General features: G+C 63.4%; 14 protein-coding genes. 8 read left to right on the plus strand and 6 right to left on the minus strand.

What is annotated here, in order from left to right:
* Nucleotides 1-148 precede the first annotated feature (148 nt).
* The 5 genes from HPY44_17150 (at nucleotide 149) to HPY44_17170 (ending at nucleotide 4,703) form a co-directional block, all read left to right on the plus strand.
* On the plus strand, nucleotides 149-988 hold the full coding sequence (locus tag HPY44_17150; protein NSW57737.1) for a sugar phosphate isomerase/epimerase: 840 nt from the start codon (nucleotides 149-151) through the stop codon (nucleotides 986-988).
* Between the two features lie 71 nt (nucleotides 989-1,059).
* Nucleotides 1,060-2,586: a hypothetical protein gene (locus HPY44_17155; protein ID NSW57738.1), complete on the plus strand. Its 1,527-nt coding sequence runs from the start codon at nucleotides 1,060-1,062 to the stop codon at nucleotides 2,584-2,586.
* A 24-nt stretch (nucleotides 2,587-2,610) separates the two neighbouring features.
* The gene (locus HPY44_17160) at nucleotides 2,611-3,807 is read left to right on the plus strand and encodes an acetate kinase (protein NSW57739.1); all 1,197 of its coding nucleotides are present in this window, start codon (nucleotides 2,611-2,613) and stop codon (nucleotides 3,805-3,807) included.
* Between the two features lie 25 nt (nucleotides 3,808-3,832).
* Complete coding sequence (locus tag HPY44_17165) at nucleotides 3,833-4,252, plus strand: DUF2752 domain-containing protein (GenBank protein ID NSW57740.1); 420 nt, start codon at nucleotides 3,833-3,835, stop codon at nucleotides 4,250-4,252.
* A gap of 31 nt (nucleotides 4,253-4,283) precedes the next feature.
* The gene (locus HPY44_17170; GenBank protein ID NSW57741.1) at nucleotides 4,284-4,703 is read left to right on the plus strand and encodes a hypothetical protein; all 420 of its coding nucleotides are present in this window, start codon (nucleotides 4,284-4,286) and stop codon (nucleotides 4,701-4,703) included.
* A 54-nt stretch (nucleotides 4,704-4,757) separates the two neighbouring features.
* Here HPY44_17170 and HPY44_17175 read toward each other — a convergent pair whose 3' ends face one another.
* Both HPY44_17175 and HPY44_17180 read right to left on the minus strand, forming a co-directional pair.
* Nucleotides 4,758-7,262 (minus strand): DUF4838 domain-containing protein, encoded by a 2,505-nt coding sequence (locus tag HPY44_17175; GenBank protein ID NSW57742.1) that lies wholly within the window; start codon nucleotides 7,260-7,262, stop codon nucleotides 4,758-4,760.
* 22 nt (nucleotides 7,263-7,284) lie between these two features.
* Nucleotides 7,285-8,040 (minus strand): SDR family oxidoreductase, encoded by a 756-nt coding sequence (locus HPY44_17180; GenBank protein NSW57743.1) that lies wholly within the window; start codon nucleotides 8,038-8,040, stop codon nucleotides 7,285-7,287.
* A 322-nt stretch (nucleotides 8,041-8,362) separates the two neighbouring features.
* Here HPY44_17180 and HPY44_17185 point away from each other — a divergent pair, with 322 nt between their 5' ends.
* Entirely contained in the window at nucleotides 8,363-8,902 is a 540-nt protein-coding gene (locus HPY44_17185; protein NSW57744.1) for a tetratricopeptide repeat protein, read from the plus strand.
* Nucleotides 8,903-8,911: 9 nt separating this feature from the next.
* On the opposite strand, the gene HPY44_17190 is transcribed toward HPY44_17185, so the two are convergent.
* Nucleotides 8,912-12,295, minus strand: a complete 3,384-nt coding sequence (locus tag HPY44_17190; protein NSW57745.1) for a hypothetical protein — start codon at nucleotides 12,293-12,295, stop codon at nucleotides 8,912-8,914.
* A gap of 24 nt (nucleotides 12,296-12,319) precedes the next feature.
* Nucleotides 12,320-13,195: an acetamidase/formamidase family protein gene (locus tag HPY44_17195; GenBank protein NSW57746.1), complete on the minus strand. Its 876-nt coding sequence runs from the start codon at nucleotides 13,193-13,195 to the stop codon at nucleotides 12,320-12,322.
* Nucleotides 13,196-13,307: 112 nt separating this feature from the next.
* Here HPY44_17195 and HPY44_17200 point away from each other — a divergent pair, with 112 nt between their 5' ends.
* Entirely contained in the window at nucleotides 13,308-14,360 is a 1,053-nt protein-coding gene (locus HPY44_17200) for an RNA 3'-terminal phosphate cyclase (GenBank protein NSW57747.1), read from the plus strand.
* Nucleotides 14,361-14,439: 79 nt separating this feature from the next.
* Here the strand turns inward: HPY44_17200 and HPY44_17205 are convergent, their stop codons facing one another.
* A complete protein-coding gene (locus HPY44_17205) occupies nucleotides 14,440-15,147 on the minus strand; it encodes a DUF1559 domain-containing protein (protein NSW57748.1) in 708 nt (235 codons plus the stop codon).
* Between the two features lie 188 nt (nucleotides 15,148-15,335).
* Between HPY44_17205 and HPY44_17210 the strand changes: the two genes are divergently transcribed.
* The gene (locus tag HPY44_17210) at nucleotides 15,336-15,830 is read left to right on the plus strand and encodes a DUF1844 domain-containing protein (GenBank protein NSW57749.1); all 495 of its coding nucleotides are present in this window, start codon (nucleotides 15,336-15,338) and stop codon (nucleotides 15,828-15,830) included.
* A 95-nt stretch (nucleotides 15,831-15,925) separates the two neighbouring features.
* On the opposite strand, the gene HPY44_17215 is transcribed toward HPY44_17210, so the two are convergent.
* A complete protein-coding gene (locus HPY44_17215) occupies nucleotides 15,926-17,236 on the minus strand; it encodes an acetylxylan esterase (GenBank protein NSW57750.1) in 1,311 nt (436 codons plus the stop codon).
* Nucleotides 17,237-17,282 lie beyond the last annotated feature (46 nt).

The following is a 17,282-nucleotide window of genomic DNA, read 5'->3' on the forward strand; positions in this document are numbered from 1 at the left end:
CACCGCACTATTGCTCTTGGGTCCCCCTGATTCCTCCACCCCGCCGGCACGGTATTGAGCAGTCCCGCGGAGGACTCCCCTCGCCACAAGGGGAAGTGTTGCGCATCTGCGACGGGCACGCGCCCGTTTTCCACCGGGAGGAACCGAAATGTCTGAGCTGAAAATCGCGGTCATGCTCGGAAACCTGCGCATGGATCGCTATGAGGGCATGAAGAAGGTCGTCGAGATGGGCGTGCCCGCCATTCACATCACCGCTGGAGGCGACTGGGATGCGCGCACCATGACCTCCCAGGAACGCAAGGACCTGGTGGCCCACGTCAAAGGTCTGGGGCTGGAAATCTCCGCAATCTCTTGCTGGGGTGGCAACGTAGACCTGGGCGAGGAGGAGGGCTGGGATGAAAACGTGGAGTGGGGCAAGCGCAATCTCGAACTGGCGGCGGACCTGGGCTGCAATATCTGGCAGGGCCACTGCGGAATCATGCCCGAAGACCCGGACGATCCGGCCTGGCAGCGGTTCCTGGACGGCATGGGCATTCTCGGGGAATACGGTGAAAAGCTGGGCGCCTGCTTGGCCATTGAAACTGGGCCCGAACCGCCGTACGTCCTGCTGAAGCTCATCCACGAAGTGGGCTACGACGGCATCCGCATCAACTGGGATCCGGCCAATCTTATACTTTGGCCGGCACGGTACGCGGAGCAACTGGGCGAAAAGTACAACCGCGAGAAGTGGATTGAGCGCTACCAGCCCAACGAGGGCGCGCGCGCACTCGCGGAGTACATCGTGCACACCCACGCCAAGGATGCCTTGGTGCATCCGGATGGCAAGCGCCAGGAAGTTCCTCTCGGCACGGGCTGGGTGGACTGGCCCCGGTATGTAGGCTACCTGCGCGAAGCCGGTTACGACGGGTACTTCGCCATTGAGCGTGAGACCGGCGAAGACCCGGTGGGCGATATCCAGGCGGCCGTGAACTTCCTGCGCACTCTCTGAACTCCGCGAGATCAGCCGGAGTCGATGTAATTGGGAGTGCACCATAGTCCATGTGGGGAGAAGGTGATCCATTGAAGCTTACCCATAATGTCATCAGTTTCTGCCTGGCGGCAATCATGGTCGTTGCGGCAGCCCATGCCGGAGGCGCCGTCCTGCCCCGCCAGGCGGTCAAGGGCACACTCATCATCGTCTCCAACCGTGAACGCGCCGTGTTCGAGAACCACCTGTCCGGGCTCAAGCCGCAATACCTGGTCTGGGTGAGCCCCGACACCCCTCGCGACCAGGTTGAAATGCCTCCCGCCGGCCTGGCAATGGTGCTGTTCCTGATTCAGACGTCGCCCGAAGGCGTGCCGATTGACCCGAGCTGGGATGAGGACCTGCCCGTGCCTGCAGGGGAGATCAATAAGGCGGGCATGATGATCGCTGCAAAGACCATCCACCCGCCGGGGAATCCCGTGCCCAAATGGTATGCCTGCGTGGCGGTCTCCGCGCCCAATGAGAAGCTGCTGAAGGTGAACCTCGCCGAGGCCATGCGACTGGAGGAATTCCCGCTCAACAAGCCGATCGTCCGTGACGTCCTGGACCTGCGGCGGTTCCGCAGCATCGCCTGCCTGCCTCTGCCGACAGAAGGCTACTATGGGCCGATCAACACTGCCGCCGAAGCCGCGCTCTACAGGGCGCTGGTGGACCTGCGGGTGTTCAACGTCGTGGGGCGCGAGTCCCTGTCGCTGTCGCCGCTGGGAGGCTCTGTGGTCGGCGCACGCGCCCGGGATCTGGGCCGAGACCTGAACGTGGACGCACTGGTCTACGTGGACATCACCGGCGCCGAGACCACCTGCGAGGAGCGCATCAAGTACAAGAAGAGCTCGAAGACCGCAGTCTCCGCGACCCGGCAGCGTGAGTTCGAGCGCGAGAAAGCGGAAGCTGAGGCGAAAGGACGGACTTACAGTCGCAAGAGCCCTTCTCCCGATCTCGTCTGGGCTGCTCCTTACCGCGTCCGAACTTTCACCACCGCACTGGAAGGCTCCGTCCGGATGATCGACGCCCGCAATGGAGCAGAAGTGCTGGTGTTCGACATCAGCGACGAGACCGTTTCTCGCGAAGAAGACGCCGTGCGCAGCATCGACTACCGATGGTACCCCCGCGACGAGATCGACGAGGAAGACGCGGATCTCATCCAGACCTACACCTGCCGGCTGGCGGTGGCGGAGGCTACAGAGCTGGTGCGCGCCGAGATTGACCGTTTCCGGGTCTTCCTGGACACCCGCGCCATGCTTCCGATCCCCGGCCAGGACTTCGAGGCCCAGTACCCGCCCATCCCGGGAGCAGATACTGTGGCGCGGGTCATTAGCATTGACGGCCCCGACATCTTCATCGACCTGGGGCGCGAGCATTCCGTGAAGCTGGGCGACAGCCTGAGCCTGTGGATCGACAAACAACTCACCGACCCGGCGACCGGAGAGGTCATCGAGACCATCAAGGCCCGCGCGGCAACGGTGCAGGTGGTGGAAGTGTACCAACGGACGAGCCGCTGTGAGATCGTCAAGGAATCCGCGGAGACGCCATTCGCGGTGGGCATGGAACTGGTCCTGGACTGAACAATACCCGAAAGCGAGAAGTGCATGATCGTACTGGTTCTCAACAGCGGCTCATCGTCCATCAAGTACAAGCTCTTTGATATGGCGCGCGAGGAGGTTCTCGCCGCCGGAGTCATCGAACGGGTGGGCACGCAGAGTGCGATTCTGCGACACAGGGTGCCCGGCCGGGCCGAGATCACCCGCGGGCAGCCCGTGCCCAATCATGCGGTGGGCATCGAGATGATGCTCGAGGCGCTTACCAGCCCGGAGGGCGGTCCGCTCGAGAGCCTTCGGCAGGTGGATGCCGTCGGCCACCGGGTGCTGCATGCCGCGGAGCACTACTCGGGATCGGTACTGGCATCGCCCGAGGTCATCCGAGCTATCGAGGACTGCGCGGACCTCGCGCCTTTGCATAACCCGCCCAATCTCGCGGGGATCCGGGCATGTCAGGCAGTCATGCCGAAGGTGCCCCATGTCTGCGTCTTTGACAATGCCTTGCACCAGACACTACCGCCGGAAGCCTACACGTACGCGCTGCCTTACGAATTCTACGAACGCCACGGCGTGCGGCGGTACGGGTTCCACGGGATCGCATTCCGGTCGGCTTTCGAGCGCGCACGGGTGATCCTCGACGAACCGGTGGATGACCTGCGCATCGTAACCCTCATGATGGGCAGCGGGAACACCGCCAATGCTTTCGACCGCGGGCGCTCAGTGGATGTGAGTACCGGATTTACTCCGCACGAGGGCCTTGTGCAGAGCACTCGCGCGGGCGACATGGATGCAGCGCTGATCCCGTGGCTCATGGCCAAGGAGGGCCTGACCGCGGAAGAGATGACGGAGATTATCAACCGCCGCAGCGGCTGGCTGGGCATCTCTGGGATCAGCGCCGACCTGCGGGACATCATCCAGGCCGCAGGCGAGGGGCACAAGCGCGCCCAACTCGCGCTGGCGATCCACGCGCGCAGAGCCCGCAAGTACGTGGGCGCATACGCGGCGGTCATGGGCGGTATCGACCTGCTCATTTTCGCCGGGAGCGTGGGCCAAAAGGCTCCCGCCGTGCGCGCCGAGATCTGCCGGGGACTGGAGTTCATGGGTCTTTCCCTGAACACGGCAGCCAATGAGGCCACGCTGGAGGAGGGCATCATCTCGAGTCAGGGTGGCGCGGCGCGCATTGTTGTGGTGAACGTGGATGAGGAACTGGTGATCGCTCGTGACACCGTGCAGATCGTCGGCGGATAGCCCTGTTGTGCCGGCGCGAGTGACAATGACACCTGGCGTTATCCGCATCGTGTCGGGCATGGTGGCAGCGGTCTGCTTCGCCATGATTGCACTGGCGTTCGTGCTTATTCCCGACCCCAGCGGCGTCGGCACGCATCAGCAGATGCTGGCGCCGCCGTGTTGGCTGCACCTGTTCACCGGGCTGCCATGTCCCCTCTGCGGGATGACCACCGCGTTCGCCCACATGGCTCGCGGTCAGGTCATGCAGGCCTTCGCCTGCCACTGCCTGGGCCCTGGTGCGTACCTTTTCGTCTGGGCTGTGGGTATCTGCGGGCTTTGGGGACTGGTCACGGCGCGGTCTTACCCCTTGCGACTATTGGCGAGGTACGACGTGCAGAAGCTGCTGCTTGCCGTCGTGGTCGGGGGATGGATGGTGAATCTGGCGCGGGTCATATTACGGCCGTGACGGCTCGCCGGCCCGCAGGAGGTCTGGCTCCATGAACTCCTGGCACGACCGCATCGTCACCCACGACGGCCAGATGCGCATGCTGGACGAGATTCTCGGCGTCTACCGGCAGATGCATATTGACGTGCGCTGGGAAATGCGAAGCGTGTCGCTGCATGACCTGATCGCCACCCAGAATGGCATCGAGGCCGACAAACTGGAGGTCGTGGCCGAGCGGGTCCGCGATGGTCGTCTGGAGGTCCCGATCATCGTTGAGGAGCACTTCGTGGATGATCGCTACAAGCGTTACCTGCTGGACGGGCACTGCCGCACTCGCGCCCGTATCGAAGCTGGCGTGATGCGCAGCATGGCGTATGTGATATGGTCACCCGCCGGAGATTTCCCCTCCAACTTCGTGACTGCGGCGGCACGCTACGGCAACCGGCTGGTCCGAGATCTGCCCCTGATATGAGCAACGCGCGCCGGGCGGAATATCTTCTGCCCGGCGCGCAGCGTTTCGCTTCACTCAGCCCTCGTACCTGAAGAGCCCCACATCATCAAACAACACCCTGGCATCCTCGCCTTGCCCCGATGCGCCGGGCATGACCAGGAGACTCCCCGTGCCCTCCGGGATGGTCACAAGCACCACCAGTGGCTGCCAGTCCTCCCCCGCGGCGGTCACAGTCGGCTCCAGGTCTCGCCGCGCATGCCACGCGCCTTTCTCGTCGCGGAACCGCACGCTGAGCGTTACGGTGTACGGCTCCGCAGCCGGCTCAGGCTTGGCCCAGGCGATCACCAGGTACTTCTCTCCCGGCTTCACCTTGTGGTCCTGGATGAACACGCCCGAATCCGCGCCCGTGATGGCTGCGGCCACCGAGCCGTTACGTCCCTGGCCACCGACTGTCTCGAAGCGCGTCCGGGCCGGGTTCCGGCTCCAGGTGGACCAGCCCTTTGGCGCACCGGCGGTCTGCCAGTCCTTCTCGGGACGATCTACGTTCTCGCCCGTGTCTTCGAAGTCGCCGTTCACCAGCAGGCTCTTCGGCCTGTTTTCTTGCACCCAGGTCCACGCACGGAGGGTGTCCACCACCGAGTTGTTCGTTTCCGCCCCGAGACTGTCCAGCACTTGCCGCATTTTCGCCGGGTCCCTGTCCGAGTACCACGCCAGCACCTTCATGGCGCCCGATATGGCCCCCGCCTCCAACTGGGTAATCTTGCCGGTCTGAAGGTAGCCCATCTGGTCGCCGAGACCGCGCAGGTTCTCGCCCAGCAAGTCGTCGCGGGCGTGGCACTCGGCCCAGAATGCTTCCCGCTCCGCCGCCATATCCCCCATGAGCTTGATCTTGGCCAGCACATCCGCAGCGGTCTCCTCGTCATCCACCACGGTCCGCGTGAGTTCCTGGGACAGGCTGTACGCCTTGATCGCGTACCCGGCGTAACGCAGCGCGGCTCTGTGCATGGCGATGCGCTCCTGAACGTCCGGGTCGCCAGTGGAGTTGATCCCGGTCTGCAAGATCTCCATCCCGCGGTCGATGGCTTCTGGTGACACCGCGAGCGCCTGGTTGCGTATATTGCGGTGCACCCAGCCGACGCGGCCATCCCGCGGGGTGTTCCATTCGCGCTCCAGCATGTCGAAGTATTCCTTCATGATGGGCGCGGCCGGGCCGTACATCTTTGTGTAGAACTCTCCCAGCAGATCGTCGATATTCAACGTGTGATCCCACTGGAGCTTGGCGCACGCCCAGATCATCGGCGCGGTAAAGGGCAGGAAGGTGTAGACCTCGATGTACATGCCCTCCAACCCCAGCGACTTATCGAACTTGATCTGCTCGTCCATCGCGTGGGGATACACGCGCGGCGTGAAAGTGCCCATGCCGTAATAATCGTACCGCGACAGGTGCTTGCAGCGCTGGGCCCACTGGCGGGTGAGTTCGTGGTCGGCTTCCCGCCGGCCCTCCTGCCACCACAGGGCGCTGGTCTCGGTAATGAACCCGAAAACGTTATCTTCGAGCTTGTCCACCGTCTCCGGCAGTTCCCGGGCGATGTTGTAGATCAGCGTCCCCACATAGCGGTCTGGGTGGGTCTTTGCGATCTCCTTCGCGATGATGTTCACGAACTTGTAGTGGCGGTCCGAGAACTTCCGCTTCTCGTAAGAGTCCGGCTCCGGGTCCCAGGCCCGGCAGTTGTCGCAACTACACAGGTGTGAGATATCGTCCATCCCCACGGAAAAGCTATCGATATTGGGGTGGTCGTCGAACCATTTGCGGGCGTACTCCACCACAAGCCGCTGGACTTCCGGGTTGCTCTCGCAGGGCCGCCAGTAGCGGTTCCCAGGCTCCGGGATGTACCGCTCGCCATTGACCAGCGGGAAGTACTCCGGGTGGGTCTCGCCGTACTTCTGCGGCGTGATGACATTGTGAAGGAAGTTCTGGAACTGCCGGCGCGGGACCACTTCGCTGAGCACCGTCTTGTTGCGCAGATTCCAGTCCTTCCAGTCATCAAACCATGCGTGGCCGGACCAGATACGCGGCGACGTTCCCGGCACCACCACGCGGCTCTTGACATCGACGATCAGTTCCCCCTGTGTGCCCTGCGGCACCCATTCCCAGAGATCCCCCGGCGCGAACCAGCGCACCCCGAGGTCATCTTCGATGAAGGAGTACACTGCAAAGCAGACCGGGGTGGGCCAGCGCGCCGCGAAGTAAAGATTGCCGTCGCGCACTCGGATCGCGTAGCTCTCGGGGTTCAGGTCCGCCGCGGGTAGGTCCTCGTCCGCGGAGGGCTCACAGTTGCCGATATACAGCCCCGATCCATCCACTCGTCTGCCGTCCTCGGCAAGCGGGACCGTGACGCCGCAGATCTGCCGGATATACTTCTGTAGATCAAGCGCGGCCTGCTTGACCTTCCCGTCCGCGTCGGCCTGAAGCACGATGGTTGCCGCGGGCCGTCCATCACGCGCGAGCGCCAACCTGTCGGCATCGGCGGCACTGATCACTGCCGAAAGCAGCGCGATCACCATGGCTGTTCGTATCATATATGTTCCTCTGCCCGCCCCGTTACCAGCAGGTATAGCCCCCGTCGATGACCAGGTCATGCCCGGTGGTGTAACTCGCGGCGTCCGAGGCAAGATAGACCACCGCGCCCACAAGCTCCTCGGGTTCAGCCATTCGCCCCATGGGAATGTAGGGCATCCATCCGTCGAAATACTGCGGGAACTGCTTCGTCAGCTCGCTCAAGGTGTATCCGGGGCTGATGCTGTTGACGCGCACATTGTGCTGTGCCCACTCCACGGCGAGACTGCGGGTGAGGTGGATCACCGCGGCCTTCGAGGCATTGTACGCAACCTGGGTCTGCGGACGGTTGACGATGTGCCCGGACATGGACGCGATGTTGATGATCGACCCGGCCTTCTGCGGAATCATAATGTTCGCGGCAGCCTGGCAGCACAGGAAGGTGCCCTTCAGGTTGATGTCGACCACCTTGTCCCACTCCTCCTCAGCCATCTCCTCGCCGGGCGCCCAGATGCAGATTCCGGCGCTGTTGACGAGAATGTCCAGCCGCCCGAGAGAGTCCTTGATCTTCGCAAAGGCTGCCTCGACCTGCGCCTTGTCGGTTACATCGCAGGCCACGGGGAGCGTCCCGGCGCCCATCTCGTCCGCTGATTCCTTCACCCGGTCCTCCAGCACATCGATGAGCGCCAGTGTGGCGCCCATTTCCTGCAGTGCGTCGGCGCATGCGCGGCCGATTCCCCTGGCGCCGCCAGTCACTGCGGCCACGCGACCGTTCAGGCTGAATTTGTCCATTACCGGCATGGTGCTTCCTCCTTGAGGCCACCGGCGGCGGTACGGCACGACCGTTCTCGCCTGCGGCCATTCGAACGTGTGCTCACGAGGGCATCATCGCCATAGTTGCCCGAGACTGCAATGTTCCCCGCGCAAAACCCGTTTACCTGCCCGTAGCATGCTGGGAGCCTTCACCCGTCTTCCAGTGTTGTCTATAATGGGGTTGAGCCGGAAGGACGAGGAAAGGACTTCAATGAGGCGCACGGGGTTACCGCAATTAGCTCTGATCAGCCTGATCCTTTCAGCGAATGTGGCCTTCGCCGCTTCCGCCGCTGATTTGTGTCGGCAGGGCATGGCACTCTACCGCCAGGGCCAACTCCAGGCTGCGGCAGATGTCTTCATATCAGCGACGCGCATGGACCCCAGGAGCTTCGACGCCTGGGCCGGTCTGGGCGCAGTGCGATACGGGCAGGGGAAGATGCAGGAAGCTGCCACAGCCTGGCGTAAGGCGCTGGAAATCAACCCAAGTAGCGCGGCAATCCACTCGAACCTGGGTGCGGCACTGGTTGATCTGGGCAAGACAAAAGATGCCATCGCCGCGTGCCAGAAAGCCATCAAGATCAAGCCCGACTTCGCCGGAGCATACCTGAATCTCGGCCGGGCATACTACAAAGCGAAACAGTACGGGCGGGCAATCAGTGCCCTGAAGTCCGCGGTCAAGATCAAGCCCGACTTCGCCGACGCATGGTTGTACCTGGGGACCGTATACGCCAAAGGAACCGGGGAGACCAAGGCGGCAGTGGCGGCCCTGCGGCAGTACCTCAAACTCGACCCGAAGGTCGCCGAATGCACCTGCTGGGCGAAGGCCTACGTCGAGAAGCATGGGAGGTAGGCCCACAGGTCAGTTTGCTTCCACCGGTTCCCTTGCCACAACTTGACCGAAGATAGTTATCTTCGGCACCATGATTCCGTTGTCGAAGGTTCCTATCGCCGCGTGCCCCTGTGCGAGCGGATCAGGGTCCTCGGCTCGAAGGACCTCGTGTCCCTCCCAGGATACCGTGAGCACGTTCCCGCGCTTTGCCGCAGATACCAATGCCCAGTCATTATGAAGGCCGCCCTGCGGCAGTCCCCATGCGGTCTCCGCCAGCACCTTGCCGTCCCGCAGAATGGCGGTCCACGTGTTCCCCTTGCCGCCCAGTACGAACCGGTAGCCGCTGCTAATGTCCCCGGGGGTTGTACAGAGCCCCAGACGGATGTCGCGCAGGACTTCCTGCTTCTGGTTGTTTGGCAGATCGACCATCTTCGCGCCCACGAACATGTCCAGACGCTGATCCCCGCGGAAGATCTCCTTGTTGGTGCACCAGGCGTCCTTGAAGCTCCAGCCGGCGAACCAGGTCCAGCCTGGGCTGCACGACCAGCGGCTCGCGACCTCCCAGGTGCCGCACTCACTGATCCAGTCCGTGGGCGCTTGACCGAAGGTGTACACCCGCACATTCGGGGTCTCGATACGCGTATCATCAGGGCGGAGCAACGACCCAACCAGCTTCATGCCCACGCGGCGCATGTCCAACCGGTCGCTGTCATTGTGGATCAGGACCGTCTCGCCATCCACCCGCATTACGAGCGCGCCGTTTTGCCGGGCGAACTCGATCTCAAAGGAATCCCGGTCGGAAGGCACGTCAAGCGTTCCCACCTCAACCGCCTCGCCTTTGCGCAGGAGGGTCAATTCGACCCCCTCCTCACCCCATGTGCGCGCGAAACGGGCTTCATAGCCGCTCTCCGGATCTTCACCGTCGCCCAGAATCAGCGATGCAACCGTCACGGGCTCTTCGGGCTGTCGCAGGACACCGGCCTTCACAGTCACATCCGAGACGAACTCGCCGGTGTGCCAGAAGAGCGCAAGGTCGTCGGGGTCGGCCACAAGGAAGTTGGCTTTGCCGGCCCAGGTCGCCTTGTCGATGATGCCGGCGAAGGACGGGGTCAGGTCGTCCACCAGTTGCTCTTCAGGTTCCACCGGGAGCGCCGCAACTGCGCCGAAGCGGGCCTGCCCATCTCGTGCCCAGATTCCGACGCCGCCCCGCCGCGGGCCGTCATCCATACCGTCAAAGAGCAGCTTGCCATCCACCCGAACCTGAATGTGAGCGTCAGACAGGCGCGCCAGGACGTCGTGCTCGGAATCGCGATCTCCCGCAAGCCTGATCTCGGCCAGTACCTGACTCTTGTCCCGCACGTGGCGGATCAGAGAAGCCCGATGGGTTCCGGGCGCATCTTCGCACAGGGCCACCCTGTAGAATGAGTCCGGGCTGGTATAGCGCAGGGCCAGCCCCGCCTCGGTTGCGGTGCCAAGGCACAGGTCCCCACGCACTTCGTAGGCCGCCCCACCTTCCCAGGCCGAGACTGCGCGCGCCTCCGGACTTCCGGTGAGTGAGAGCCATCCCGGTGCCCCCTCTGCGCTCCGGAGCGTCCCCTCCTCGGTTATCCAGTTTGACGGCTGGACACCGTCACAAGACGTCGGCATCGCCACCCACGGCTTGACCAGAACATCGTCAAACAGCGCCTGTCCTGCTTGCGCTACAAGAGCGATCCCACCCGTCGCGCGCACTGGGTCGGTGGCGTGCAGAACAACCACGTCGTCCACCAGGCCCTGCACATAACCTCCTGACACGCGAATGGCGATCTTTGCCCACTGCCCGCGGATCGCCGCGCATGGTCCGGTCGCGAGGGTCGTCTCCTCTCCCCCGCGCCGGCAGATCAGGCGGGCTTCAGCGGGCCCCCTGCCCTCTGCTGGAAGCGTCACGGTGAAGGCCAGGTGGTCTGTATCCGAGATGAAGTGCGCCGCAATTCCCGCCTTATCGCACGCTGGGCGAAGGCGCACTTCGGCCTGGTAGTCATCCCAGAACCACATACCCGTCGCGGACAAAGCGGGCTTGTCGGCCTCGGCGTTGGCCTCGTAGCGGAAGGGGTTGACGCTCTGTGCCACCTGCCCCTGGCCACGATCCCCGGTTTCCTGCTGCACCCTCCACTGCCCCGAGACCGGCGACCAGTCACTGTCCTCATCATTGGCGCGCATGAACTCGTCAGCGAACTCCGTGGGTGCTGCAGGCTGACAGATCGGATCAATGAGTCCCGAACAGGCCACGATTCCCTGCATGGGCGGACCGTCCACCGCGCACAGGACCGGCTGACCGTCCACACGCACGAGCACGTCTCCGTTGCGCCGGCGGACGTGGATTTCGTGGTCAACCGCCCCGTCGATCTGCCCCGGCGCGGTGGCAGCCAGGACGCTCTCGATCCCGTCTCGGACCGAGACGATGCACACGATTCCGTCGGCGAAATCCACACGGCGCTGCCAGTCAGCGTTCCAGAAGGAGCATAGAACCCGCGCCGATGATCCTGCCGGCCAGCCGGCGACGAGATCGAAATCCCCGCTTAGTTCCAGGCTGTCGTCCAGCACCTGGTATCCATCGCCGGGGGCCGCCGGTTGGCCCGGCCCCGGCTTGCGATCAGGTGGCCTGATCTCCGCAACCCGAGAGGTGAGCAGGTCCTCGACGGCAACTGCGCGCCTGTCCCAGCGGGAGATCAACTCGCCTCGCGAAGCATAGGCCAGCGAACCGAGGATTGCGGGAACGAAATGCGGCCCTGAAAGCGCCGTCCAGTAACCGGTCCAGGTCCCGGACCAGAGCCACCAGCCTTCCCCATACCGGAACAGAATCAGGCCCGGTGAGCCTTTATCTCCGTCGCGGAACACGCCTTTCACGTCATCATTGGCGCCCTCGTCAGTGAACCGTGCAAGGACGTATGTGTCTGGGTGTCCCGCTGCGGGGATGATCGACGAGGCGGGGCGACGGGTTGTGGGTAGGCGGCCGCCCCGAGCCAGTCCGAACCCCAGCGGCGAATCGGCCTCAACGAACTCGAAGTTCGGGCCCTTGGTCTGGGTGATGCGGCGGCCAGGCAGCGCCGTCTCCGAAGGCCACACTGCTCCCTCGGTGACGGCGATCCCGCCGTCCCTCACGAACTCCTCCACAGCGGCAGCAACGGTCCCAGCACCCACCGACGGCATGGTGATCAGCACCACATCGAACTGCTTCAGATAGGCCGGATCGCCCACGCGGTTCTCCATCATCCGCTCACGCGGCAGGCCTTCCCGGCCCAGCATGCCCCAGAAACCGTTGGAGTACCCTCCTGCCACGCCAATGCGCCAGGGTCTTGTCTGCGGCGCTGAGAGACCAGCGCCGGCTGAGATCACAAACACGATCAGTACTGTCAATGCCCATTGGACTCTCATAGCCACCATCCGCATACTGGTTCTTTACCACGTGCCGGCGATGCGCGTGGGGATGCACACTCGCACGGTCTTGAGTGGGTTCACGATCTGGCCGATACGAACATCGCAGAGCGTACTGAGCAGAATCGGCGCCTGGTGGTCCTTGACTTCCACCCGGGACATGAGGAAATCACGCGCCCGCAGGAGCGCGAGCTCGGCCGCAGCGTCCAGATCAATGCCTGACGCGACAACTGCCCAATGTGTCGGCGTCTTGATGAGCGGGCCCTCGCTCATCGCACCTTTCATCACCTGCAGGTTCACGGTCACCCGCGCCGCCGCCTCGATTCCCTGCCCGCAGACTTCGCCGTCTCCCTGAAGTGCATGGACGTCACCCAGGGCGAACATCGCGCCGGGCTCAGATACGGGCAGATAGACGGTGTTCCCCGTTTTTACGTCGGTGGTGTCCAGATTGCCTCCGTGGTCGCCCGGAGTCACTGTCGGCACAGGGTCCCCCGCCGGGGCTACGCCGATGACCCCGATGACGGGGTCCAGCGGGATACGCAGGTTCCCGGGCAGATCAGCAAATCCATCCGCGAGGTGGATCACTCTCCCCTCGCGACATGCGCCGTCCCGGGATGCCCCGAAAATCAGCCCTCGCGGCGCGCACTGGATCGACTCAATGCGAACGATCAGCATATCGCCTGGCATCGCGCCGCGCACGAACACAGGCCCGGTGGCGGGATTGCACCAACTGGGCAATATCCCCCGGTCGCTGATCTGCCCGGCGTCCAGGTCCACTCGGCCGTCGTAGCAGTCGCGGGTCTCGAACACCACGGTTTCGCCCGCGTCCACTTCGACGGCCGGGGTCATCCCCCGCTCGAAGCTGAAGATGCGCCTGTCATCACTAACCTGCACAGGCATTCTCTGCACCACTCCGTTCTGGTTGCCCCTTACCAAGGTTCCTCACTTATGGCATATTACCTGTGACAGACTGGCATTCAGTGCGATGCGCGATTCGGGGTGCCGGATGGAAATGGTCCATATCGACGGTTCATACGGCGAAGGCGGCGGACAGGTGCTGCGCACATCCCTGTCCCTGGCCGCGCTGCTTGGTTGCGAACTCCAGATCACCGACATTCGCGCGGGGCGCCCGAAGCCGGGGCTCGCCGCACAGCATGTCACCTGCGTGCGGGCCGCAGCCGCCATCTGTGGCGCTGAAGTGCGCGGGGACGCGGTGAACAGCGGGCAGGTTGTATTCCGTCCAGGCACGATCCAGGCCGGTGACTATCTCTTCGATGTGAGTGACGTCCGTGCCAGCGCGGGATCAGTGTCCCTCGTCCTGCAGACAGTCCTGCCCCCGCTGCTCTTTGCCGATGGCCCCAGCCAAGTTACCCTGCGCGGCGGCACGAATGTGCCCTGGAGCCCGACCTTTGAGTATCTGTCCCATGTGTTCCTGCCCGCGATCCGGCGGCTCGGGGCGGAATGCACCCTCAAGCGTGCCCGGGGTGGCTGGTACCCCGCCGGAGGGGGTGAAATCGTTGCCGGGATCAGTCCCCTCCAGGGGCACCTGCAACCTGTGCAACTCACAGACCGAGGCGACCTGCGCGCCCTGGATGCTGTCACTACCGTCTCGGACGGCTTGCCTGAGCATATTGCGAAAAGGCAACTCGCGAGCGCGCTACAGGAGCTGCCAACCCAGCTTTCACGACGGGCCCGGCGAACCACTCACCGGCCCGAAGGTGGACCGGGAACGGCGGTGCTCCTCGCCGGAACCTGGGAGTCCGGACACGCGGGGGCCGGAGCGCTGGGTGAGCGCGGCAAGCCCGCCGAAAGAGTCGGTGCCGAGGCCGGCGAGGAGTTCCGGGCGTTCATTGAGTCCGGCGCTGCCGTGGATAGGCACCTCGCTGACCAGCTATTGCTCTATGCAGCCCTGGCTGAGGGCACATCGCGATACACGGCGCAGGCACGCACGTTGCACCTCGACACTAACGCCTGGGTGATCCATCAGTTCCTTGGAGATCGGGTCAGCATTGAGGGGGACGGTCCGGCGACAGTGTCTGTGGAGGGCATCGGGCTCGGCGCCTGAACCGATGCCCCCTGTGGGGAAAACAGCGCGCGACCGGGTCTCCGGTCGCGCGCTTCGTTGCAGGTCGCGTCGGATGGGCTTAGCGACCCCACCACATCTGCGAGGCGGTGTACAGGCCCACATCGCCCTCGATAGTGCTGCGGTTGAGCCACTTGGAGTGACCATCGATGAACGCAACGTTCACGCCGTCGTTGTGCCGCAGCTGCAGGCGCGCCGTTCCATTGGTGCCGTAGGTCGTGTTCGTCGGGTAGGTGTACATGTAGTACGACGGATACACCACATAGTAGTTGCAGTCGGTGAACCAGATGGTTTCGGAGGGCTTGACCATCTTCGCCATGTGGGCATCGGTGTAGTAGTAATAGAAGGTCATCCAGTAGTTTAGACCGTAGCCCAGGGTGGCGTCGTGGACCATGGCGTCGGTGGGGTTGGTGCTCCAGGTGTAGGTCGGCTCGGACGGACAGGTGTAGAGCTGCTGGTTCTTGACGTACGGATAGATCTGCTGCATCCAGTCCATGTACGGGAGCACCGGTGGGTAGAAGGTGTTCCGCGTGCCCTGGATGTGCCCGAAGAAGCAGTCGTCCGAGTCAGCCAGATACATGAGCCCGCCCAGGGCGATCTGCTTCAGATTGCTCAGACACGAGGTCTGTCTGGCTTTCTCTCGCGCCCGTGCAAAAACGGGGAACAGTATCGCCGCCAGAATGGCGATAATCGCGATGACCACGAGCAGTTCAATCAGTGTGAAACCCTTGCGCATACTGTATTCCTCCTGGTAATAGATGCCCCCCATACCCGGTTTGGCGCTAGTATAATATATTATCTCTCTCTTGCTAGTACATTTCATAAGGAAAATATCTAGACCGATCCGTCGCGGCCCTCATGCCGCGCCGCCTTCGGAAACAATCGTGACAGCGGTTTTGTTTACGCAGCAAAGTGCCGCTTCATGCGGCAATCGCATTTCGTCCGGAGGATTGACCCATGCCCGAGGACCGCGAACACGAGGAGAAAGCGTCGTACCGCAAGGTAGACCGCCGCGTAGAGCACGAGGACGAACCCGAAGCCGCAGCGCCAGCGGAAGAACCCGAAGCTGCAGCGCCAGCGGAAGAACCCGAAGCTGCAGCGCCAGCGCAAGAACCCGAAGCTGCAGCGCCAGCGGAAGAGCGCGAGCCATCATCCGGCGAGCCGTCGGATCAGTCGCCGAAGGCCCAGCCCGCTAGCTTCGCGGAGGTGGGCGTCTTCGGCATACTGCGGTTCTCTGTGAGTATGCTTGCAGAAGCGGCCTGGATGTCCATGGGCCTCATCGCAACCCCTGCCGGGGAGACACGGCAGGATCTCGCGCAGGCGCGCGTCGCCATCGACGCCCTCGGCGACCTCATCGCCCGACTGCAGCCGGACCTGGACGCGTCGGAGAAGCGCGAGCTTGATCAGTTGCTGGCCAATCTTCGGGTGAACTTCGTGCAACGCTCCGGATAAGGAGCGCACTCGGACGCACCCTAAATGCAAACAGCCGGATCACCCTTGCGGGGATCCGGCTGCGCTGGTTCTAAACTCGGGCGACCTATGGACAGCTAACGCAGGTCGATCTCGTCAGCTCCGGTACGACCGCCGAAGGCCTGGTTCAGGATCCACTGCTCACGGTACTTAGTGTAGCTCGGATCTACCGAGTGCCCCATGAGCGGGAACACCATCATCTCCTTCGGCCCCGGGATCACGTTGAATGCCGAGTATACCGTAGTCGCCGGGCATGTGCGGTCAACCAGGCCCACGGACATGAGCGTCGGGCACTGCACGTACCGCGCGAAATTGACCGCGTCGTAGTAGCCCGATGTGGTGCGCACCAGGTCGTCCACATCATTCGCCGGAATGAGCTGCGGCCAGCCTGAGGGTCTGCCGAACAGCCTGCCGGTGTGGTCGCACAGGGCCGGCACATTGGCCGCAATTGCCGTCACGCGCGGGTCGAGACCTGCAGAGACGATGGACAGTCCGCCGCCCTGGCTGGAGCCGGTAACGATCATGGTCTTCCCGTTCCAGTCGGCGCGGGAGGTCAGGTAATCAATGGAGCGCATGCAGGCCGCAAACGTGGTCAGGAAGTAGTAGCTGCGCTTGCTCTTCTTGCCCTTGTGGGGGTAGTTGCGCAGTTCGCCCTGCTTGAGTTCCTCGTAACGTTCGGCAGGCAGGTCGATGTCTGCATTGTGGGCGCTGATGCCCATGGCGATGAACCCCCGCTTTGCCCAACTCACCCAGTCCGCGCCGATTGGGTAGACGCCGGCCGCGGGGACCGTGAGGATCGCCGGGAACGGCCCCTTGCCGGTGGGAACACCCAGCCACCCGTAGACGCGGGTGCCCATGATGTTGCCCAGACTGATCTTGTACACGGTCGCGTAGTCGCTGGAATTCTTCGGCGAAAACGTGAGTTGCGGGTCCATCGGCACCCGGTCCAGCTTCTCGCGGTTATGCTGCCAGAAGAGCTTGAAGTCCTCAGGCTCCACGGCGGTGGGCTGGATCTTCTCCGCGTCGAAAGCCGCGCCCGCGTATGTGGTGACGGGCTTGTCGCCGGCCGTGGAGGTGACGGTGAGCCGCAGGATTCCGGGCTCATCCAGGGAGCCCTTGATGGCCACGGCTTGGGCACCGAACTGCGCTTTGCCACTGGACAACGTCTTCGCGCCATCAATGCTCAGGTTGTACTCAAACTCGCCGGCTGTAACCGGCTGCCCTCCCTGCTTCGCGTGAACGGCGAAGGTGACTTCTTCGCCCACCTTGTAGATCCCGTCCGGCCGGTCAAGGGCCACGGTGATCTCAATGTCGGCGGCGAATGCGAAGCCCGCGACGCTCAGAAGCAGTACGCTCATGCAAAGTGGGCGCAGGGTGTCGAGTCTCACTTGGCTGTACACCTCTTCCGGATCGTGTTACCGGCGACGGACCAAA

It is taken from the genome of Armatimonadota bacterium (assembly GCA_013314775.1).
Lineage (GTDB): Bacteria > Armatimonadota > Zipacnadia > Zipacnadales > JABUFB01 > JABUFB01.